This is a genomic window from Acinetobacter sp. YH12041, from assembly GCF_013419975.1.
Lineage (GTDB): Bacteria > Pseudomonadota > Gammaproteobacteria > Pseudomonadales > Moraxellaceae > Acinetobacter.
In genome coordinates this window covers 21,665-42,764 of record NZ_VOZC01000022.1, presented here as the reverse complement: position 1 = coordinate 42,764, position 21,100 = coordinate 21,665, and the positions used below count along the sequence as shown (strand labels likewise).

Here is a 21,100-nt window from a genome sequence, read left to right as displayed (position 1 = left end):
TGATTTAATTACCTATCATCGAAAAAATATGCAGGCTATACAACTTTCTGAGTCAGATAAATATCACTTAAAACAGCGCAATAAGATAGAGACTTTATTCAGTTTATTGAAAGGTCAGTACAATTTATTGACAAGCAAAGCACGTAGTGTTCATGGATTTCTAGGAGGGATTTACGCGTCCTTGTGTGCATATCAACTGATCCATAAAAATAAGCCAATAATTCAAATTATGAAGTCATCGGCTTAAGCAGGATTCGGGTTATACTTAAGACTTTGTATTTTGCCGAGTTGCTGCTGTAAGTCTTTAGAGACTTTTTCAAACATATTTAAAGGAATCGCTTTTTTCGCTTCAGGTGAAAACTTTTCAAAAATTGCTGCATAATTTTGCGCATTAAAATCCTGCTGAAACTGGGCAATAACTTCCTTTTCAATATCCGATTGTGCATAAAGACTGCTCATATAGAGCAAGGATGATAAAAACAGTGATATTTTCTTCATGAGATCAGTATTGTTCCTTAAGTTTATAATGCACTTTCATAAAAATTATTGAAATTAAACATTTTTATAGACTTAATACAGTGCAACGAATAGTTAAAAAATAAGCAAAATATATTCCATATCATTCTATTTTTTAGGGCAGATCAATTCATCTAAGTTTTTGCCCTGTCTATTTCCCATTTTATACTTGTTGTTCTTAAGCTCCACTCGAACTGGTTCAAAAATTGCTTATGAATTGATAGATAGCATAGTTAATTATTCCAGAGAAATTTCTCGGAATAACTTAATGATGTTATGTACTTAGCCAATTATTATTTGTTTTCCTCACTGAGACTTGGGTAACTTTTTGTTATATGACTTGTCAGCGTCTAATTGCATCATTAACATGACATGCAGACCTGAAATAAAAGTCCGTGAAAGATAACAAAAAAAATATCAGAAATGTAATGGAGCTTAGCAATGTACTATCAATATCACTGTGCGTGCTGCGATAAAGTTGTGGAAGCTGGCCAAAAAGAATGTCATGCCTGTGGCTCACATAATATTCGCAGCCCTTATGGTTTTTGGATTTTATGTCTGGTGGCCTGTCTGGTTACTGCAATCGCGTTCAAGGTAATGCATGTTTATATCCAGTCACAGCAGCAGGAAGTGCCAGCTCAGTCGTCTTTATTTGATGTGCTGCAACAAGATAATAAACGTCCGCGCTAATTTTTTATCCTCCAGCAAGACCTGACTTGGATCAGGTCTTTTTTATGCGTTTTTAACTTGAATATGAAACGCTGCCAGAATAGAAAATTTGAATTACAATAAGTCATCTTGCAGTGAGAGATGAAAATGGTTCAGTTAATTAAAAAAGGCGGCTTACGTGAGCGTGCCAATCGCAGTCGCAGTTATCAGGGTTCGGAAAATACTGAGGCCACCCTTAAACCGAATCGTTATCAGTCTCCAGTGCAGAAACAGGATCATCCAGTTTCTGACGCTTCCGCTGCACAGCAGCTTTCTAACGAAAACTCCTCTGTCACTCCATCAAATTAAGATTTTTAGTTCATTAGAACTAGCGCGTCATACCATAACCAGACTGCAAAAATCAGGAATAATCCGCCTGAAATCATATCGATATAACTTCCTGATCGCTGGTAAGCCTCTTTAATTTTAGGATGGGAAATTAACAGCATCAGTAAAGTAAAAGTGATAAATGTTTGCAGCGGAATAATCACTGCCAGTTGCGCTTTTAAATAATCAGAAGCTGATGAACTCAGTGCAAGTGAAAATACGCTACTGAAATAGATCAGGGTTTTAGGATTCGACAGATTAGTCAATAAACCCTGCATAAAATAACTTTTTGGTGCTTCTACCGTATTTAAATCATCTTGAGTTTGATGTCTGTTCTGAAAACTTTGCCAGCCACTTTTTAGCATGGCCCAGCCCATTTTGGCCAAAAATAGCCCACCGATGACCATCAATACTTGCTGAATCCAGGGAAACTGATCGATCAGTACGGTAAAGCCAGCTAGCGTCAATATCACCCAAACCACGATCCCCGCTGAAATTCCGGCAATCACCTTTAAGGCATTCATACGTGTCGTAGAAGCAGCACTTTTTGCGATAAGTAAAATGTCAGGACCCGGGCTTAATTGAGCAACAAAATGCAGAAAACAGATGGTAAAAAGCAAGGACATTTAAAAAAGATCAAATGGTAAAAAAACTATTATAACTTTTGTTTAATGAAATTAGAAAGTTCCAGTAAAAAAGCCGAATCATGAGATTCGGCTTGAAGTATTTATATTGAAAGCGTGATTTTATTTCTTGTTCACATCTTTCATTTCAATTTTCTTGGCTTCCGGGGTCACTTCACGAGCTTCACCATCAATAATGGTTGAATCGCCATGACCACCCTGCTGGTTCTGCATATCCTGCATTTGACGCATCATTTCAGCAAACGGGTTTTGGCCTGCACCACCACCGACATCGCCCATCATGCCACCCATCATTTTTTCCATCATGGCTTGCTGACGTTTCATCATCATTTTCATCATGGCTGCCTGGAAAGCACGTTGTACAGGTGGAATCAGCATTAATACCGCAAGCACATCACTAATCAAACCAGGAATCAGCAGGAAAAAGCCGGCTAAGATTTTAGGCAAATTATTTGATAATGCCGGATCTGCACTCATCTGTCCCATCTGCATTTGCTGCATTTGTGGCATAACGCCGGCCGAATATTTCCGGATCAGGTTCATACCGATAAAGAAAGCCGCCACGAACCAGAAAAATACGTACCACATGCTCCCGACAAGGTCACCCACGCCAATCCATACAAATACTTCGAGGACTAAGCCGGCCAGGATAATAAGAAATAATTTCATGAAAATTAATCTAATCTCAGTAAAATAAATATTAGGATGCTGTAATCAACTGCTTCATCAGGATCAAGCTTTTTTGATACGCTTATGTAACAATATGGGCATTATTTTATTTTTAAAGTGCAGGCATGTCATTAATTATTGGGATTGATCCCGGTTCGCGTCTAACAGGTTACGGTATCATCCAAAAAGAAGGTTCAAAACTCACTTTTGTTGATGCAGGAACGATTAGAACTGAAACAGCGGAAATGCCTGAACGTTTAAAACGAATCTTTGCTGGTGTCGAACGGATTGTCAAATTTTACGGCCCGACCGAGGCTGCGGTGGAACAGGTGTTTATGGCACAAAATCCGGATTCTGCTCTCAAACTGGGTCAGGCTCGTGGTGCGGCAGTCGCAGCCTTGGTGAATCTGGATCTGAAAGTTGCCGAATATACGGCACGGCAGATCAAACAGTCTGTTGTGGGCTATGGCGCTGCAGACAAAGAACAGGTTCAGATGATGGTTATGCGTATTCTGAACCTGACAATCAAACCGCAACAAGATGCTGCCGATGCACTTGCTGCTGCGATTTGTCATGCTCATGCTTCAGGCAGCATGAGTAAAATGGCTGTATTGAATGCCTTGGGTGGTATGGCACGTGGGCGCAGTCGGGTCAGCACCCGCCGCCGTTAGTCTTCAGTTAATACTTTAAAATCTTGAAAATCAGCGTCTTGAAGATTCAAACTCTGCTGATGAATTGCAGTGACTTCTGCACGTTGTGATCCAGTTCTGCTGAGCTGGATCATGTCCTGAACAATCGCTTCCTTCCCAACAATGACAGCCTCGACTTCGCCTGTTTCCAGATTACGCACAAAACCCTTTAAACCTAATTGAATTGCCTGTTGTTCAAACCAGCGACGGTAGCCCACGCCCTGCACTTTGCCCTGAATGATCAAATGAATGGCCTGCATTTTTATTGTCCTTAGTGGTTCACAACCTGGTAAATGGCATGTTTCATATCTTGCGCCTGCAAGCCACGTTCACCTTTTTTCGCCAATACATCACCGGCAAGTGCGTGCAAAGTTACGATTTCATGTAAATGGGTGGCATCTTTAAATTGGGCTTTCAAACTTGCGATCATGCCAGCAAGTACATCTCCCATTCCTCCGGTTCCCATACCGGCATTGCCTGCGGTACAGATGAAAAGAGCATCTTCTAAAATCAGGCTACCTGAACCTTTGAGCACCCATTGTCCCTGATATTTTTGCTGGAGCTGTTGAATTGCCTGAATACGATCTGCTTCGACTTCTGATGCTTTCATTTCTAACAAAGTAGCCGCTTCACCCGGATGTGGTGTTGCATAAGTATGGGCATTCAACTTTTGTGGTGATTTTGCCAGAAACCACAAGGCGTCTGCATCGAGAACTGTCTCCAGTTCTGATTGCTGAATCAGGTCAAACCAGTATTTATATTGCTGTTCAGCCCAAGTATCTCGTCCTAACCCCATACCAAAACAGACAGCATCCACATGACGAACTAAAGCTTGGCGTTGCTCAGCATCTAGCGCATTAATATCACGCAGCATGATATTCGGAGCACGTGACAAAATGGCAGTATGATGTTTGGCATCACAAACCACAGTGACCTTACCTGCACCGGCAGCAAAGGCTGCCTCAGCTGCCATAATGACCGCACCGCCCATATCGGCATGCCCCCCAATTACGAGCACATGCCCATAACTGCCCTTATGTCCAAAAGCTTCACGTTTAGGCAGATGAATTTGAGTCGAGGAAATTTGAGCTATCGGCACAAGTTCAGCATCGGGAGGAATAACCGAGATGACCTCTACCTTGCCGGCATATTCTTTGCCTCGTCCGGTAAATAGTCCCGCCTTTAAACCTAAAACAGTAAAACTATGATCTGCCTTAATGGCAACCGGCAAAGACTGTCCGGTATTGGCATGCAGTCCGCTTGGAATATCCACTGCAATTTTAAGACCTTGCTGGGCATTAATGCTTTGAATAATCTGTTGCCAATTTTCATTCAGATCACGGTTCAAGCCGATCCCAAATAAGGCATCAATATAGACATCATATTGTTTCTGAAAATTAAAACCTGAATAAGTGGGTATACCGATTTGCTGAGTTTCCCGGATTGCTTGAGCCAGATCCTGTGATGGATTGGGTTCTGCTGCATAAATATCTATTTCAAAACCGGCCTGTTTTAAATATTTACCTATCAGATAACCATCACCGGCATTATTACCCTGACCGCAACACACAGCGATTCGGGTCAATTGCTGTTGTTCCAACAAAGGGATGAGTCGCTGCGCAATCGACCATGCTACCTGTTGCATCAAACCATAAGAACTATTTTGCTTGCCAAACCAGCGCTGCTCCCATGCTTGTATATTGCGGCTATGATAAACTTGCTGCTGCATTTCTTATTTCCTGTTTCTGGTTTATGACAACACCCGATTCCCAAGCGCAAATCCAAGTTTATCAACAAGATCCTCATGAACTGAAAGCGTGGATCAAAGCGCAGGCACGAGAACTGGGTTTTTCTGATTGTGTCATTGCCCAACCGGATGCTCAAGCAGAATTAGTCCGCTTGCAGGAATATTTAGACCGCGGCTATCACGGTGATATGAAGTTTTTGGAAGAAAATCTGGAAAAACGTGCCGATCCCACACTGCTTATTCCCAATACCAAATCCGTGATCTGTGTACGAATGGATTATCTGGTCGATCTTCCAGAACCGCGTCTAGTGCCCTATGCACCAAATTCTGCGATTATTGCCCGTTATGCCCGTGGTCGTGACTATCATAAGACCATGCGCGGGCGCCTAAAAATGCTGGCTTCTAAAATTCGGGAAAAAGTCGGTGAATTTGAATCCCGCCCCTTTGCAGACTCTGCTCCTGTATTTGAAAAATCCCTGGCCGAAAGTGCGGGCATGGGCTGGACCGGTAAACATACTTTATTAATCCATAAAAAATCCGGGTCTTTCTTTGTTTTAGGTGAGCTGTTTAGCTCACTGGAACTGCCCTTTGATGAGCCTGCAAGCAAACATTGTGGTTCATGCACAGCCTGTATTGATATTTGTCCGACACAGGCTATTGTTGAACCGTATATGCTGGATGCACGTCGCTGTATTGCTTATTTAACCATTGAGTATAAAGGGATCATTCCAGAGGAGTTACGTCGAGGGATTGGTAACCGGGTCTTCGGTTGCGATGATTGTCAGTTGATTTGTCCGTGGAACAGCTTTGCTCAAAAAACTAATATTGAAGATTTTCACCCCCGACATGGACTGGATCAAGTGAGTTTACTGGATCTCTGGCAATGGGATGAAGCTACATTTTTAAGCTCAACTGAAGGCAGTCCATTACGCCGTACCGGCTATCAGAGCTTTATGCGCAATATTGCGATCGGCTTGGGTAATGCGCCTTTTGATCCACAGATTGTCCAGGCATTACAAGCTCAGCAGAATCAACATGATGAGATTGTACAAGTTCATATTGACTGGGCCATACAGGAACAACTGGCAAAATCCCGGTAATTTTCAATTTTTACTTCGGTTCACATTTTCTCGTCAAAGCCTTACACAGTTACTGTGCAAGCTATGGCATAAAGGAAAAAGAATAGAAATAAAGCCGGAGGTGGATATGCAAAAGTCATCTGATACACAACATCAAAATCAGGAACAGCTTGAAGAGTTGCAACATCAACACCAGAAGCAGCAACAACAGCAACAGCAGCAGTCACAACATGGCCCGCTTGGCTCTCCAAAAAATAACCAGCACGAACAAGATGAACGTGTATTAAACAAGCAACATCGTAGTGATTTACAAAACCAGAATATTCACGGAAATCATCGTGAATAAACTCCGATCAAGAGTTCAACTACAAAGCTCACCTTGTGTGGGTTTTGTTTTTTCTATAAGGTCATATTTTGCTAATGAAGATGGCGATACTTTTACTTAAGATGGAGCCTGATAAATAAATATGAACAAGGATGGACAGATGAACAGTATTGATCCAATACGTAATGATTGGTCTCGTGCAGAAATTGAAGCCCTATATCAACAATCTTTAATGGACTTAATCTTTCAGGCTCAACAGGTTCATCGTCAATATTTTGATGCCAATACCGTTCAGGTCAGTACCCTGCTCTCTATTAAAACCGGTAAATGCCCGGAAGATTGCAAATACTGTTCTCAGTCCGCACATTATGATTCCAAACTCGAAGCGGAAAAACGCATTGCAGTAGAAAAAGTAATTCAGGAAGCAAAAGAAGCTCTGGCCTCTGGCAGTTCACGCTTCTGCATGGGAGCAGCATGGCGTAATCCGCATGAACGTGATATGCCTTATGTACTGGACATGGTACGTGAAGTCAAAGCACTTGGACTAGAGACCTGTATGACTTTAGGCATGCTGAATGCCTCACAGGCAGAACGTCTAAAAGATGCTGGACTGGATTATTACAATCACAATCTGGATACATCACGTGAATACTATTCACATATTATCAGTACCCGCAGCTTTGATGACCGACTAGATACATTGGACCATGTGCGTCAAGCGGGTTTAAAAGTGTGTAGTGGTGGCATTGTCGGCTTAGGTGAAAGTCGTAATGACCGGATCGGTTTATTATTTGAGCTTTCTACACTTCCGATTCACCCAGAATCTGTGCCCATCAATATGCTAGTGCCAATTGAAGGCACACCGATGGCAGATGTTGAAAAACTGGATGTGATTGAATGGATTCGAACTATTGCAGTGGCCCGCATTCTGATGCCAAAAAGTTATATTCGTCTTTCGGCAGGCCGTGAATCACTGACTGACTCAGATCAGGCATTGGCATTTATGGCAGGTGCCAACTCGATTTTCTCAGGCGAAAAACTGCTAACGACTCCAAATACAGCCAAAGGTCGTGACCAACAGCTCTTTGAAAAATTGGGACTGGTAGCAGAACAACCTAAGCCAAGCATCCGCGCATTGGCGACTGATGCAATGGCAAGTTAATTGAAATAATTCAAGATGCTGAAAAGTTATGTGCAGTAATTAAAATGCCATAACTGGCATTGAGATAATCACCGATCCGGATCTGGTCTGTTCCATTGGCATGATGTACGACCAGTTCCTGCGTCAGTGCATCAAAACTAAAAGAGTCATAACAGTCCTGATGCAGGCTTAACCAGTGTAAAGTGTCAGCCAGATTTTCATCTACAATATAGGTTTTGGCATGGAAATCTTTGCTCATTTAAGCCTTCTCATCATGTGGTACTGGTAATGATTTTAATGGATATGAGTTTAGATTAAATATAATGGATATAAAAAAGTGAGCATATCGCTCACTTTTTCTTGCAGTATTTTTTAATCTCTTTGGGTACCACATTTGCGGCATTCCCAATCTGCCCCAATTTCCTCCATTTGCTGGTATTCATAAATGTGCAGACAAAATATTTTTTTTAATAATTGAAGCATTGCTAAAACTCCTGTAATTATTTTTTATCAGCTTCCTGATCTTTCTTCCTGAAACATCCATGATTTTTGGTTTAAAAATCATATTATATTTATTAACATATTTTTACATTCTGTCAAATACACTTCGTCTGCTTTTTAAAGTTTTCTTTCTATTCAAATATCATCATTTCATAGGTTACTGATTTATAGAAGTTATCTTTAATCAATAAGGTTTTTACAAGACAATAAATTGAGCTTTAAACTATTCTATAGGCTATATAACGCCTGATTCAGTCAATATCAGGCTTAGAGAGATTCGAAAAAAACTGAAGATAGATTCAGGCTTTCTATAAATTCGTTCAAATAATTTTGCCGGCATCATTACAGTGCAGCTAACTACTAGCCAGTATTTAATGCTTTTAGAAATTCCTTAAATTTTCTCTATAAAATTGAAATTTGAAAGCTGCTTTTTAGTTTGAAAAAGATCATAAAAAAGTGAACCAGAATCTGCTTTAGTACTTGCTAAGAAGAAATGATCAAAATATTTTTCGCCTTTACTTAGAATGATCTATTACCCACTAAAAGATTTTTATAATGAATTTTTAGACCAAGCGAATTCGGATCAATATCACGCATATGTATTACCTGTACCTATTTTAATGTGACGAAGTCGCATCTACAGCTATGGTATAAGGTACTTCTTCATATTATTAGATTAAGATAATCGTCATAAAGTTAGAAAAAGGTTTGAAATACGACAGGTTTACATTTCTTTTGATTCTTCATAAAAACAATAATAATTACAATGGGTGTAAATCATGAATTATTGTGAGAATAAGGAATGATGACAGAGCAAAATCTGATACTACACAGACAAAAAATTGATCAGCTAAGCCAAAGCAGTAGTTTGTCGCTATCTCATGCTGCACAGCTAGAACAGAGCATTGTCAGTTCATGGCAGCGCTCGTCTGTAGCTCATATCCCCAAAGATCGTTTAGCTGCCCCACTCCTCGATCTCAAGAAAGTGCGTTCACCCTCAACTTTAAGTCATGCTTTGCAATATTGCGCTGAGAACCTTAAACACATTGCCGAACAGTCTTCTATGGTATTAGCTCTAGGAGATGTAGGTAGCACTGTAGTGTGGACAGCATCCAGTCCTGAAATGCGTAAGGTGGCTGAAAATGTGCATCTCATTGAAGGTGGTCAGTGGCGTGAAGAACTGGTCGGCACCAATGCTCTCGCGCTGTCGATCAAAACCCAACAGTCTAGCTGTGTGTTTTCTAGCGAACATTACATGCCATCGGTCCAAGATATGGCCTGTTATGCTGCACCCATTATTGATCCGTATTCCAAACACATTCTGGGTGTAATTGCCTTGTCCACTGAATGGCAAAAGCATAATAGTTTTGGACTACTGGCAGCAGAACGCTGTGCCTCCATTATTCAATCTGCTTTATTGGAATCACAAAGACAGCATTTATATATTCGTGCCTTTTCTGTCCCGCAGGTCATTTTTAATGGTAAAGCTCTAACAATTACGCCACGTCAGACTGAAATTCTTGCGATTTTAGCTTTATGTCCACAAGGTTTAAGTCTGGATAATCTGCATCAGGCCGTCTATGGCGAACGCAAAGTGAGTATGGGCACCTTAAAAGCAGAAATGTCACAACTTAGAGATCTATTAGGTGGCATGCTGGGTTCACGGCCTTATCGTATACTTGCTCATGTAGAAAATGATTTCCTGCAAACAGAACAGTCTCTGGATGCCGGTTATATCGATTCTGCTTTGAAACTATATACAGGTGTATTCTTGGCAAAGACTGAAAGTCCATTTCTATGTGCTTGGCGGAATTGTCTGGAACTACGACTCAGTGATGCTATTTTTAAAGCCAATGAAACGGATATATTGCTTAAACATGTAGCACGTTTCCCAGAAGCAATTGATGCAGTAAAACGCTTGATTGAACTGATGCCAAAGAGTCAGTCAGTGCATCAGATATTACTTAAAGTTCAGAAACTTTAAATATTAGACTTTATTTAATTTTAATTTTTAAACTTGTAATAAATTTCAATTGAACTAAAAATTAAAAATCCTAAAGAACCTTAACACTATAATTTTTATATATTTCCATTTAATAAATTGAGGACAGAAATCACTTATAGCAAGATATATGATTCTATTCTAAAATAAAAATATTTAGTTCCTGTTTTGAGCTCATTAAAATTTTGAAAAAAGAACAACGCCTGCTCCTTATCCTCTCAAGGATTTAGGATAAGCCAAAAGCTCGTATGGGGATACGTTTTCTTGGCCCGCTTTCAAAAAGCGTGAGCAGGGTTGTAAAAAAATGTAAGTCCATCGAGTGGAGAGTTGACTTACATAGAGGCTTACAGCGCCGTTTTAAAGATTTTGACTACTTGTGTATCTCTATTTTTATAAAATAAACATAAGGGATAAGTAAACCGTTTTTTTAATCTGTAATTTCCTTAAAAGCTATGGTTTGATTCCTTCTACCATTTCTCTATTATTACTAGGGGCTCTCACCGTAATAGAAGTATGGAATAAATCTATAGAGAAGACTACCTACCAAAATCCTACCTTTTATGAAGTTATTCTATTTCCTATATAGACGGAAAATATACATGGCTCTGCTTCTATGCTTTATTTTAATTAATTACATAGTGCTTACATAGAATCTGGAATTAAAAAAGCACCTAGAAGTAATGCTTCTAAGTGCTTGATAAATTTGGTGGGCCCAGACAGACTTGAACTGTCGACCAACGGATTATGAGTCCGCTGCTCTAACCAACTGAGCTATAGGCCCTATATAGACTGAATTTGTTATATTTCAACTAGTTCAGGCGCATTGAATACTAGCCAAGATTAGATCAAAAAACAAGTACTTTTCTTGCTGCTTGCACACTTAGCCAGCAATCATTTTTTATCCTTAATAACTGCCCTGTTTAGGATTTAAGACTTCAGTCTAATTTGAGTTAGCAAAGCCCTAATATGACATCTATATTTTCTATCTAAAATAAAGAGAGCTACGCTAATTATTCGAATATCAAATCGATAAATTGATCGCTTTTACGTCTCAATATATCCATAATCAATAAAAATACCAACTATTATATATGGAAATATAATCACAGGAAATATTCTTTAAAAATCTATAAAGGCTAAAATTCTGATTCCAATTTCTCGTCTTTACGCAAATCCATATAGATTTCGATTAAAGACCATACAATAACTAGTGCTAAAAGAAGCATTGAGAACATGAAAGCTGTAATATACGTCATAGGTTTCAATCTCAGAGAGAAAATGACCAGAAAATAGAAAAGACACAATTTCTTCTTTTCTTCGACAAAAGTCTAATAACTAAAATTTGTGCTGGATAGTCATTTTTTCATCATTTTAAGACTTATTTTATATAAGATGATATTTTCTAAGGATTATTAAGTATTTATTTATATCTTTCAGGTCTTAAAAAACTATTGAATATACTTTTTTGATCTTGGATTTTTCATATTATTAATGAATTTGAAATAAAGCCTATTGACTGTGAATAAGAACAGGAAGAAATTATGCAGTTCATACCGTTAGCTCTTATTTCTTTCTACTTATGCTAAACAAATTTATTGGCGAATCTGCATTTAAACTTGCCGGTTGGCAATATCATGTCGAACCCGATGTACTCGAAGATAAACAGGTCATTGTCGGATTTGAACATACATCCATGATGGATGCAGTTCTATCTTTGGCACTCTTTAAAATGTATGACATCAAAATTCATACCCTGATCAAGAAAGAACTGTTCAAAGGCCCAATGAAACCAATTCTGGAAGCCATGGGTGGTATCGCGGTCGACCGTAAAGCCAATAAAGATATTGTCAGCGTAATGGTTGAACATTTTCAGAATAATGAAAAATTCAATCTGGTGATCGCACCTGAAGCCACCCGTGCCAAAAATGGTGAAGCGCGTAAACCGATCCGTACCGGTTTCTGGCATATTGCCAAAGCTGCCAATGTGCCAATTGTGCTTATGTACGCCAATTCCAAGACCAAGCAAGGCGGGATTTTTGGCAAAATCTACCCGACTGATCTCGCGCATGATCTGGCTTTAATCAAGCAGCTCTATAAAGAGAATGTTGGTCTGGATATCATTATCCCGGAATAAACTTTCCATAAAAGGGCTTGAGAATAATGTTTCTTCTGCCCTTTTCTTATTTAGGTATTTTCTTAAGTTTTTATTTACATTTATTGCTTTGCCTTTCTATTTTATTGCCTATTTTTTTGGCATTATCATTAAATCTCAAATCCAGACTCTTTTTTCAAAAAAAGAGCTTATGGTAGAATCGGCGCAATTCGATAGGCATACAGCCAATCTACAAGGAGCATATTTCGCATGGCGGGTCATTCCAAGTGGGCCAATATTAAGCATCGTAAAGCAAAACAAGATGCCAGTCGTGGTAAGTTGTTTACCAAGTACATTCGTGAATTAACAACTGCTGCTAAACTCGGTGGCGCTGATGCGGGTAGTAATCCTCGTCTACGTGCTGTTGTAGAAAAAGCATTATCTGTAAACATGACACGTGATGTGATCAATCGCGCGATTCAGCGTGGTGCCGGTGGTGAAGATAACGACGATCTTAAAGAAGTAACCTATGAAGGTTATGGCGTAGGCGGCGTTGCGGTTATTGTTGAAACCATGACAGATAACCTGAACCGTACGGTTCCTGATGTACGTCACTGCTTTACTAAAACTGATGGTAACCTCGGTACCAACGGTTCAGTATCCTTCCTATTCACTAAACGTGGCGAAATTACTTTTGAAGATGTGTCTTTAGAAGATCAAATCATGGAAGTAGCACTTGAAGCGGGTGCTGAAGACATTGAAGTGGATGAAGATGAAATCCTGGTGATCACTACGCCTGAAAGCTTCGGTACAGTACAAGATGCTTTAGCTGCTGCAGGTTTAAAATCTGATAACGCTGAAGTGGTGATGAGCCCATCTACCAAAGCTGAAATCACAGATATCGACCAAGCGAAAAAAATCATGAAAATGATCGATATGCTTGAAGACCTAGACGATGTTCAAAACGTTTATACCAACGTTGAATTCTCTGATGAAGTTTTAGCGCAACTCGATGCCTAATCTTCTATGAGATCAAAACGCACCTTCGGGTGCGTTTTTTATATGTGTTAAAAAATGCCTGGAATTTTAAACCTTATTTAAAAGACCACTACAGTTAAAAACATTATATTCCTTGATCACAAAGCTGGAATGCAGTGCTACGACATGCTCGATCTTGCCGATTCGGCTTAATAGAATCTGACTATAATTTTCCATATCACGTGCCACAACTTCGACAATAAAATCCGCAGACTGTCCTGTCACCAGGAAAGCATTAATGACTTCCGGAATATTTTCTAATTCTTCTAAAAATTTGGCAAAAGTATCGCTATCATGCTTGCTTAAGGAAACCTGCAACAGCACATGCAGACTAAAGCCCAATTTTTGATAATTAATCTCGCGCTTCAAGCCACTGATAATATTATGATCGATCAAATGCTTGATCCTGCGGTGTACCGAACTCACAGATAAATTTACTCTCTCCGAGAGTTCATTCAGATTGACATCTTCATGGGTCAAAATTTCAAGAATGTGCTTATCAAAACGATCTAATTCCATCTTTAATCTCTTGCCATTTTATTCAAATACATCATTGTTTTGCTGATAGTATTGATAAATTTTTCATAAATTACCAGTTATTTGAAAAAAAATGCCAGAAACATCTCAATAACCAGTTTTAAACCATGTTTATGGTTATTCGTCGTATAAAACAAATTTTCGATAAACGTCTCTTTTTAAATAAATCATTCTTATTTATCACTAAACTATTTATGAATAAAAACTATGACGCTGATAACTGGATTTTCAAAGCATGATTAATCCAACTTAGATTTACACTTGTATAGAAATTGAATAAGAATTGAGCGGTTTATCTAAAACACACAACAAACATAACAACATAAAAATTCGCAAAACGATTATGGCTTTTAGTATTCTTAGTTCAATTAAAACTAAACTCAGTCCAGTGCTCACGACAGAGATACAAAATACGAGTTTACTTGGTGGTTTATTGGGTGGCAGTCTTTCTGGCATTATTGGTTCTATTACAGGTTCTACCCCCTCTACCCCTTCCCTAGATTCTCTCTTAAACAGCCTGCTTTCTGGCAAGAGTTTAGCTTCCAGTTCCCTCACTGATTTAATTAGCCAATTTACAGGCTCAAATGCTTCTAAACTTGATATCAACAGTTTAATTAGCCAATTAACGAAAGCCAATGGTGGCAGTTTTGACATAGGTTCAATCAGCAATCTACTTGGCAGTTTAATGGGTAGTAATACATCAACCCTGGATTTAAATGCAGTTATCAAATTGGTCAGTGGATTGATGGGTGGCAGTACTGGTAATCTAGATCTTAGTAAAATTGCTGAACTGGCTGGCAACTTATTGCAAGGTGGCGACCTTGATCTTACCCAAATCACTCAACTGCTGAGTGGCCTGATTGGAGGTACTGGTGGTCTTGGTGGAACAGACATTGGTGCCATCGTCGGTATCGTCAGTGGTCTCATTCAAGGTGGTGATATTGATATCGCACAAATTGCTGAACTGGTTAGTGGCTTAATTGGTGGTTCTGGCGGACTTGGCGATGTAGATATTGGTCAAATTGCCAATCTAGTCGGTGGTCTCATCAGTGGCAATGCCGCTAGTGATCTCGACATCGGTGCAATTGTTGACTTGATCAGCGGATTGATCGGTGGCTCAACAGGTAGTTTAGATACCAGTTCAGTCAATCTGTTAGCCAGTAACTTAATAAGCAATGCAAGCAGTGACCTTGATATCGGTGCTATTACCAATTTGCTCAGTGGTCTAATCAGCAATTCAGGCAATATCGATACGGGCACCATTGCGCAAACTGTAACGCAAAGCCTGATGCCACTGCTTGCATCGATTGATACAGGTAACTCATCCATTGATATGGAGCAGCTTACCCAAGTTTTACCAACAGTGGTTGGTAGTGTGACTACATTGGTATCTGCAATCAGTTCTGCAGGTTCAGGTAATGTGCCAGACACCATCGCAGATGTACTAAAAGGCATCAATCCACTGTTGAATCTATTAGCGAATAGTGACGTTCTTGACGCTGATCAGGCAGAAATCGTGAATTCTCTTTACGATGTCTTGAATGGCGTACAAGTGGTGCTGGATTTTGTGAATAACCCATTACTGCTCACCTTATCCAGCGACCTCAACAATGTGATTACAGCACTAAAACCAGTGATTGCGCTGATTGATAGCGAAGGTCAATTCTCGGATCTTCTGGATGATGTTCAGTTTCCTGAAATTGGCGACCTGCTCGGGTCACTCGGTTCTGGCGTGCCAAGCTTAGAGGGTTTAGGTCTGGATGCATTCACGGATAGTCTTGGCAATTTAGTCGGTAACAACTCGTCCCTACAACTGCCTGATCTTAGCGAATTGATTTCCGGCATTAGTAATACTGATACGGCTACGAATATCAGCATTACTGAAATCCTCCCAACCATTAAAGAAACTATTACCAATATCTCAAGTGGTAGTTCCCTGCCGAAGTTTGACTTTAGCTCACTGCTCAGTGGCTTCAGTAAAACAAGTGATATTGATCAAACCAGCCCTTGGAGTTAATTCTAATCTCATAAAAAAACGCGCTTTATGCGCGTTTTTTTATTTCATTTTTAATTTTATACACCGCGCCAATCAACACGGGCATTGCGCTCATTACGATACATCTTTTGAATATATTGCCCTAATGGCAACTCAGCCAGATGACTTTGATATTCCCGGTATTCATCCGACATCGATTCAAAGCTTTCCCTCTCCCACGGCGTTCCCGGAATAGCCAATAGAGGGGCCAGAATCGAACAAACCGCAATATCGGCCAGAGAGAAACGCGAACCGACGAGATAAGGTCCTTCTTTTTCCATACGGATCTGGTTAAGCTGCTCAACCGAATCCTTGATAAATTGTTTGGACTGTTCCAGTGTTTCTTCAGTCAAGGCATAACCCTTGGTCAAAATGGTTTTTAGCAATGGCTTGGAGAATTTTTCAAACTGGCGCAGATAGCCTTTTTCTCCAATCAGAATATCCATCGATTCATGGTCATGCGATAAAGCCTGAGCCAGCATCCAGCGACGCACATGGCGGCCTAATTCCTGGGTGATTTCATCAATATCTAGTGCCTGCTGACGCAAGCTTGCTTCTGCAGGTAGCAGACGGTGTTCAGGATATTGCTCATCCAGATATAGAGCGATTTTGGTCGAATCCGCAATCCACCGTTCCTGATCACGCAGAATCGGTAAACGGTTTTGTCCAGTTTTCAGGCGGGCAAAGGCACGATGGGCACCCGGCATGAGGTTTTGCGCGACATATTCCAGCTCTTTGTAATCCAGCATCCAGCGTGCCTTTTCACAAAAATGAGAAAGTGGAAACTGGTATAAGATGCGCATAAATTCTCCATGCTTGTTTTTAGGTTAGATCGCATTAAAACCATCCAATTTAGTCGGATACTTTAGTCACCCCAGACTGGAAATACAATGAACTTTTTATTCAAAATAAAGATGTTGCTTATTCAACACGGCGATGAGTATTTTTATACATTTTTTTGTCTTGATTATCTATAAAGCAGATATGCACTGCTTTAAAAACATCTATTAAAATTAAGAAATTATTCAAAATCTATTTAATTTTAATCAGTTACTATATTCCAAATTTATAAGAATCTAGCAGTTTTTATCTTAAAGAGCTTTTTTTATAAGCTTTGCAAAAGCAATTGCTTAATTACATAAAGCTTTCGCTGTAACGTTTTGGCATCGATTGAGGATGTCATTATGTCTCGTTTAACTTCTGAAAAAGTTCATATCATCGAAAATGATCTTGACGCGATTAATGCTGCTTATCAGGTTGCAGACTTTGCCCTGGAAGGCCGTAATCAGCGTGATCAGCAACGTCTATTACCTTTTGCTGAGATTGACCTGTTCAGCCAGAAAGGCCTGGGCGGCATGCGTATTCCGAAACAGTACGGCGGTGCATTTGTTGCCAATAAAACCCTGGCGCATGTATTCCGGATTATTAATAAGGCTGACTCAAGTGTCGGGCAAATTCCGCAGAACCAGATCGCATTACTCAACATGATCGAGATCATGGGCACAGAAGAACAAAAACAGTTTATTTATAACGAAATTCTAAAAGGTAAGCGTCTGGCGAATGGCGGTCCAGAACGCAATACCAAAGATACCAAGACGCTTGCCACTACTCTAACATTTGAAAATGGCCGCTATTTTGTGAATGGTGAAAAATTTTATTCAACCGGCAGCAGCTTCGCGCACTGGTTAGCGATTAAAGCGATTCATCCAGAAGGCCATGTAGTACTAACCATTGTCGACCGCAATGCTGAAGGTGTGGAAGTGATCGACAATTGGAATGGCTTTGGTCAACGCACGACTTCGAGTGGTACCGTCAAACTTCAGCATGTCGAAGTTGATCCGCTATTGATTTTTGATGAGCGTCTGTTAGGAAATCAACCAAGCTACCGCGGTGCCTATTCCCAATTGATGCAGGTCGCGATTGATGTCGGCATTGCCGAAGCTGCTTTTGCCGATACGCTGACTGCCGTACAAAAAGCACGTCCAATTGTCGATGCTCAAGTCGAAAAAGCCAGCTTAGAACATTATACCCTGCAGGAAGTTGGCAAATCTTCTGTGCTGCTCGATGCCGCGATTTTACTGCTGGATGAAGCCGCTGAATATCTGGATGAACTGGATCAGCTGGAATCTGTGACTGATGAGCAGGCAGCCAAAGCCTCAATTCTAGTGGCTGAAGCCAAGGTCTATGCCAATGATGCAGCTTTGCATATCTCGGAAAAATTACTGGAATTGGGTGGAAGTCGCTCCAGCCTCAGTCAGCACAATCTGGATCAGCATTGGCGTAATGCCCGTGTGCATACCTTGCATGACCCGATCCGCTGGAAGCTGCATGCACTTGGGGATTATTACCTAAATCATAAACTCCCTGCCCGCCACGCCTGGATTTAAGGATATTTGCCATGACTTCATTTCAAAACATTAGTCCATTGCAGTCAGAACAGCTGGCACATGCGCACATCATCAAATCTGATGAAGAAGCACTAGAAATTGCCCATAATCTGGCAGAGCAGTTCAAGATTAATTCAGTACAACGTGATGCTGAACGTATTCTGCCTTTCGAAGAAATCGAGGCTTATAGCCAGTCCGGACTCTGGGCGATTACTGTACCTAAAGAATATGGTGGTGCAGAAGTGTCTAGCTATACGGTGGCACAAGTCATTGCCCTAATGAGCGGTGTGGATGGATCAATCGGTCAGATTCCGCAAAACCATTTCTATGGTCTCGAAATCCTGCGCAATAACGGCACGGAGGAACAAAAACAGAAACTCTATGCCGAAGTCTTAAAAGGTGCTCGTTTTGGTAATGCCCTAGCTGAATTCAAGACCAAGACTGCTGCACAGCGCCAAACTGCGATTCGCAAAACCGAGCAAGGTTATGTCATTAACGGCGAAAAATTCTATTGCACCGGCAGCCTGTTTGCGCACCGCATTCCGACACTGGTCGTGCATGAAAGCGAACAGCAATTCCTGGCCTTTGTCCCACGTGACAGTGAAGGTCTCACCTTGATTGATGACTGGAGCGGTTTTGGCCAGCGTACCACTGGCAGCGGCACGGTGAAATTCGACAACGTGCAGGTGCTTGAGGAAGATGTGGTACGTTTTGATACGGCCTATTCCCGCCCAACCATTTCCGGTCCTTTCGCACAATTGCTACATGCCTCCATTGAAACCGGCATTGCCCGTACTGCATTTGAGGAAACCTTGGACCGTGTACGTCAGGCGCGTCCGTGGATTGATTCTGGTGTGGACAAGGCCACCGATGATCCGCTGACCAAACTTGAACTGGGCCGTGTGGTAGCTGATGTGCGTGCTTCTGAAGTGTTACTCAAACAGGCCGCACGTTCTGTTGATGCCGCCAAGGTTGCTCCGACTGAGGTCAGTGTTGCCAGAGCCTCTCTAGATGTAGCCAAAGTGCGTGCACACAGTTCTGAAACCGCATTAAAAGCATCATCGAAGCTGATTGAACTGGCTGGCAGTCGTGGTAGCCAGCGCGAAGATGGCTTGGATCGTTTCTGGCGCAATGCCCGCGTGCATACCCTGCACGATGCTTCACGCTGGAAGTACTATTTCATCGCTAATTATTTGCTGAATGGCGTACTGCCTCCACGCCGGGGGACATTGTAATGACAAATACTACAATTAGCTCGAAAGCAAAAAAAATCCTACTGAATGCATTTGATATGAACTGCGTGGGTCATATCAATCATGGTCTGTGGACTCATCCACGGGATGAATCACACCGTTTTAATGAGCTGAGCTACTGGACTGATCTGGCAAAAACGCTAGAAAAAGGCCTGTTTGATGGTCTGTTCATTGCCGACATTACTGGAGTCTATGACGTCTATCAAAACGGCATTGATCTGACACTAAGAGAATCGATTCAATTACCCAGCCATGATCCAAGCACACTGGTATCTGCCATGGCAGCTGTCACTAAAAATCTCGGTTTTGGGGTCACGGTGAATCTCAGCTATGAGTCGCCATATCAGTTCGCCCGCCGTTTTGCCAGTCTGGATCACCTGACTAATGGTCGTATCGGCTGGAATATCGTGACAGGTTATCTGGACAGTGCGCAGCGCCTGATTGGTGAAAATGGCCTGAAAGACCATGACCTGCGCTATGAACAGGCCGAGGAGTTTTTACAGCTATGCTACAAATTCTGGGAAGGCTCCTGGGAAGATGATGCTGTCTTAAAAGATAAGCAGCAACGTATCTTTACTGATCCAGCCAAGGTGCACCAGGTCAATCATCAGGGTCAATTTTATCGTAGCCAGGGCGTGTTCCAGGTTTCACCTTCTGTTCAACGTACGCCTGTGCTGTTCCAAGCCGGTGCTTCACCGCGTGGTATGGCCTTTGCTACTCAACATACTGAAGGCATATTTATTGGTGGTGATCATCCGGACAAGATTAAAAAACAGGTTGATCAGATTCGTCGTCAGGCCACTGAACAAGGCCATGATCCTGAAGCGATCAAGATTTTTGTCGGCATTACCGTGGTCACTGCAGCAACGGATGAACTAGCACAGCAAAAGCTGGATGAATATCGCGCCTATGCCAGCCCTGAAGCAGGTCTTGCACATTATTCCAGCTCAGTTGGCATTGACCTGTCCAAATTTGCTGATGATGAACCAATTCCTTACAAGAAGACCAATAGTATTGCGACGGTTAATGACAAATTCAAAGAGCAGCAGATCACACCCAATGACCTAAAGGCTCAACATGTGCTAGGCGGACGTTATCCACTGATCGTGGGTAGCGGCGCAACGGTGGCAGAAAAGCTAATTCAGCTGATTGATGAAACTGGTATCGATGGCTTCAACCTGACCCGCACGGTGGCACCTGAATCACATCAGGATTTTATCCAATTAGTGATTCCTGAATTACAGCAGCGCGGACGCTATAAAACTGAATATGAACAAGGCAGTTTCAGACACAAGCTGTTTCAGCAAGGTGACCGCTTACCTAGCGCGCATCCAGTACAGCAATTCCGATGTCAAAACTCTGCCTCTACCGCGAACACAAACTTAAAGCAAAAACAATCAGCATAAATTT

21 protein-coding genes, 1 tRNA gene and 1 pseudogene are annotated in these 21,100 nt (G+C 41.2%); 14 read left to right on the top strand and 9 right to left on the bottom strand.

Annotated features, from left to right (window positions below):
• Positions 1-247: pseudogene (locus tag FTU00_RS13345) on the top strand (IS982 family transposase); the annotation flags it as partial.
• Here FTU00_RS13345 and FTU00_RS13340 read toward each other — a convergent pair.
• Positions 244-498, bottom strand: a complete 255-nt coding sequence (locus FTU00_RS13340; protein ID WP_180179881.1) for a DUF3887 domain-containing protein — start codon at positions 496-498, stop codon at positions 244-246. The pseudogene FTU00_RS13345 and the gene FTU00_RS13340 sit on opposite strands and share 4 nt — an antisense overlap.
• Before the next feature lie 459 nt (positions 499-957).
• On the opposite strand from FTU00_RS13340, the gene FTU00_RS13335 reads away from it, so the two are divergent.
• Positions 958-1,206, top strand: a complete 249-nt coding sequence (locus FTU00_RS13335; protein WP_004784054.1) for a hypothetical protein — start codon at positions 958-960, stop codon at positions 1,204-1,206.
• 126 nt (positions 1,207-1,332) lie between these two features.
• Positions 1,333-1,533, top strand: a complete 201-nt coding sequence (locus FTU00_RS13330) for a hypothetical protein (protein WP_005236199.1) — start codon at positions 1,333-1,335, stop codon at positions 1,531-1,533.
• Positions 1,534-1,538: 5 nt separating this feature from the next.
• Here the strand turns inward: FTU00_RS13330 and FTU00_RS13325 are convergent, their stop codons facing one another.
• A complete protein-coding gene (locus tag FTU00_RS13325) occupies positions 1,539-2,177 on the bottom strand; it encodes a LysE family transporter (protein WP_159124496.1) in 639 nt (212 codons plus the stop codon).
• A gap of 120 nt (positions 2,178-2,297) precedes the next feature.
• Positions 2,298-2,864 (bottom strand): FxsA family protein, encoded by a 567-nt coding sequence (locus FTU00_RS13320; protein WP_159124495.1) that lies wholly within the window; start codon positions 2,862-2,864, stop codon positions 2,298-2,300.
• Positions 2,865-2,989: 125 nt separating this feature from the next.
• On the opposite strand from FTU00_RS13320, the gene ruvC reads away from it, so the two are divergent.
• Entirely contained in the window at positions 2,990-3,535 is a 546-nt protein-coding gene (ruvC, locus tag FTU00_RS13315; protein ID WP_004784062.1) for a crossover junction endodeoxyribonuclease RuvC, read from the top strand.
• On the opposite strand, the gene FTU00_RS13310 is transcribed toward ruvC, so the two are convergent.
• Both FTU00_RS13310 and FTU00_RS13305 read right to left on the bottom strand, forming a co-directional pair.
• Entirely contained in the window at positions 3,532-3,813 is a 282-nt protein-coding gene (locus FTU00_RS13310; RefSeq protein WP_180179880.1) for an acylphosphatase, read from the bottom strand. The genes ruvC and FTU00_RS13310 overlap by 4 nt on opposite strands.
• A gap of 11 nt (positions 3,814-3,824) precedes the next feature.
• The gene (locus FTU00_RS13305) at positions 3,825-5,282 is read right to left on the bottom strand and encodes an NAD(P)H-hydrate dehydratase (RefSeq protein ID WP_179993092.1); all 1,458 of its coding nucleotides are present in this window, start codon (positions 5,280-5,282) and stop codon (positions 3,825-3,827) included.
• A gap of 23 nt (positions 5,283-5,305) precedes the next feature.
• Between FTU00_RS13305 and queG the strand changes: the two genes are divergently transcribed.
• The 3 genes from queG (at position 5,306) to bioB (ending at position 7,866) form a co-directional block, all read left to right on the top strand.
• On the top strand, positions 5,306-6,400 hold the full coding sequence (gene queG / locus FTU00_RS13300; protein WP_159124491.1) for a tRNA epoxyqueuosine(34) reductase QueG: 1,095 nt from the start codon (positions 5,306-5,308) through the stop codon (positions 6,398-6,400).
• A 106-nt stretch (positions 6,401-6,506) separates the two neighbouring features.
• The gene (locus tag FTU00_RS13295; RefSeq protein WP_005236211.1) at positions 6,507-6,725 is read left to right on the top strand and encodes a hypothetical protein; all 219 of its coding nucleotides are present in this window, start codon (positions 6,507-6,509) and stop codon (positions 6,723-6,725) included.
• A 139-nt stretch (positions 6,726-6,864) separates the two neighbouring features.
• Positions 6,865-7,866, top strand: coding sequence for a biotin synthase BioB (gene bioB / locus FTU00_RS13290; protein ID WP_180179879.1), 1,002 nt, complete (start codon positions 6,865-6,867; stop codon positions 7,864-7,866).
• Positions 7,867-7,876: 10 nt separating this feature from the next.
• Here bioB and FTU00_RS13285 read toward each other — a convergent pair whose 3' ends face one another.
• Entirely contained in the window at positions 7,877-8,104 is a 228-nt protein-coding gene (locus FTU00_RS13285) for a hypothetical protein (protein WP_125279759.1), read from the bottom strand.
• 1,044 nt (positions 8,105-9,148) lie between these two features.
• Here FTU00_RS13285 and FTU00_RS13280 point away from each other — a divergent pair.
• Positions 9,149-10,330, top strand: a complete 1,182-nt coding sequence (locus FTU00_RS13280; RefSeq protein ID WP_180179878.1) for a transcriptional regulator — start codon at positions 9,149-9,151, stop codon at positions 10,328-10,330.
• 722 nt (positions 10,331-11,052) lie between these two features.
• Here the strand turns inward: FTU00_RS13280 and FTU00_RS13275 are convergent.
• Positions 11,053-11,129: transfer RNA gene (locus FTU00_RS13275), tRNA-Ile, on the bottom strand.
• A 798-nt stretch (positions 11,130-11,927) separates the two neighbouring features.
• Between FTU00_RS13275 and FTU00_RS13270 the strand changes: the two genes are divergently transcribed.
• Positions 11,928-12,482, top strand: coding sequence for a 1-acyl-sn-glycerol-3-phosphate acyltransferase (locus tag FTU00_RS13270; RefSeq protein ID WP_166136149.1), 555 nt, complete (start codon positions 11,928-11,930; stop codon positions 12,480-12,482).
• A 228-nt stretch (positions 12,483-12,710) separates the two neighbouring features.
• A complete protein-coding gene (locus tag FTU00_RS13265) occupies positions 12,711-13,460 on the top strand; it encodes a YebC/PmpR family DNA-binding transcriptional regulator (RefSeq protein WP_004784089.1) in 750 nt (249 codons plus the stop codon).
• 66 nt (positions 13,461-13,526) lie between these two features.
• Here FTU00_RS13265 and FTU00_RS13260 read toward each other — a convergent pair whose 3' ends face one another.
• Positions 13,527-13,997: an Lrp/AsnC family transcriptional regulator gene (locus tag FTU00_RS13260; protein ID WP_004784091.1), complete on the bottom strand. Its 471-nt coding sequence runs from the start codon at positions 13,995-13,997 to the stop codon at positions 13,527-13,529.
• A 361-nt stretch (positions 13,998-14,358) separates the two neighbouring features.
• Between FTU00_RS13260 and FTU00_RS13255 the strand changes: the two genes are divergently transcribed.
• Positions 14,359-16,032, top strand: a complete 1,674-nt coding sequence (locus FTU00_RS13255) for a hypothetical protein (RefSeq protein ID WP_180179877.1) — start codon at positions 14,359-14,361, stop codon at positions 16,030-16,032.
• A 56-nt stretch (positions 16,033-16,088) separates the two neighbouring features.
• Here the strand turns inward: FTU00_RS13255 and FTU00_RS13250 are convergent, their stop codons facing one another.
• Entirely contained in the window at positions 16,089-16,853 is a 765-nt protein-coding gene (locus tag FTU00_RS13250) for a glutathione S-transferase family protein (protein WP_166136146.1), read from the bottom strand.
• A 381-nt stretch (positions 16,854-17,234) separates the two neighbouring features.
• Here FTU00_RS13250 and FTU00_RS13245 point away from each other — a divergent pair, with 381 nt between their 5' ends.
• The 3 genes from FTU00_RS13245 to FTU00_RS13235 are packed head-to-tail and all read left to right on the top strand — an operon-like array spanning position 17,235 to position 21,096.
• The gene (locus FTU00_RS13245; protein ID WP_373686193.1) at positions 17,235-18,437 is read left to right on the top strand and encodes an SfnB family sulfur acquisition oxidoreductase; all 1,203 of its coding nucleotides are present in this window, start codon (positions 17,235-17,237) and stop codon (positions 18,435-18,437) included.
• 11 nt (positions 18,438-18,448) lie between these two features.
• Positions 18,449-19,672, top strand: coding sequence for an SfnB family sulfur acquisition oxidoreductase (locus FTU00_RS13240; RefSeq protein WP_180018385.1), 1,224 nt, complete (start codon positions 18,449-18,451; stop codon positions 19,670-19,672).
• Positions 19,672-21,096, top strand: coding sequence for an LLM class flavin-dependent oxidoreductase (locus tag FTU00_RS13235; RefSeq protein WP_180179875.1), 1,425 nt, complete (start codon positions 19,672-19,674; stop codon positions 21,094-21,096). Before FTU00_RS13240 ends, FTU00_RS13235 begins: the two co-directional genes overlap by 1 nt.
• The last annotated feature ends 4 nt before the right edge of the window (positions 21,097-21,100 follow it).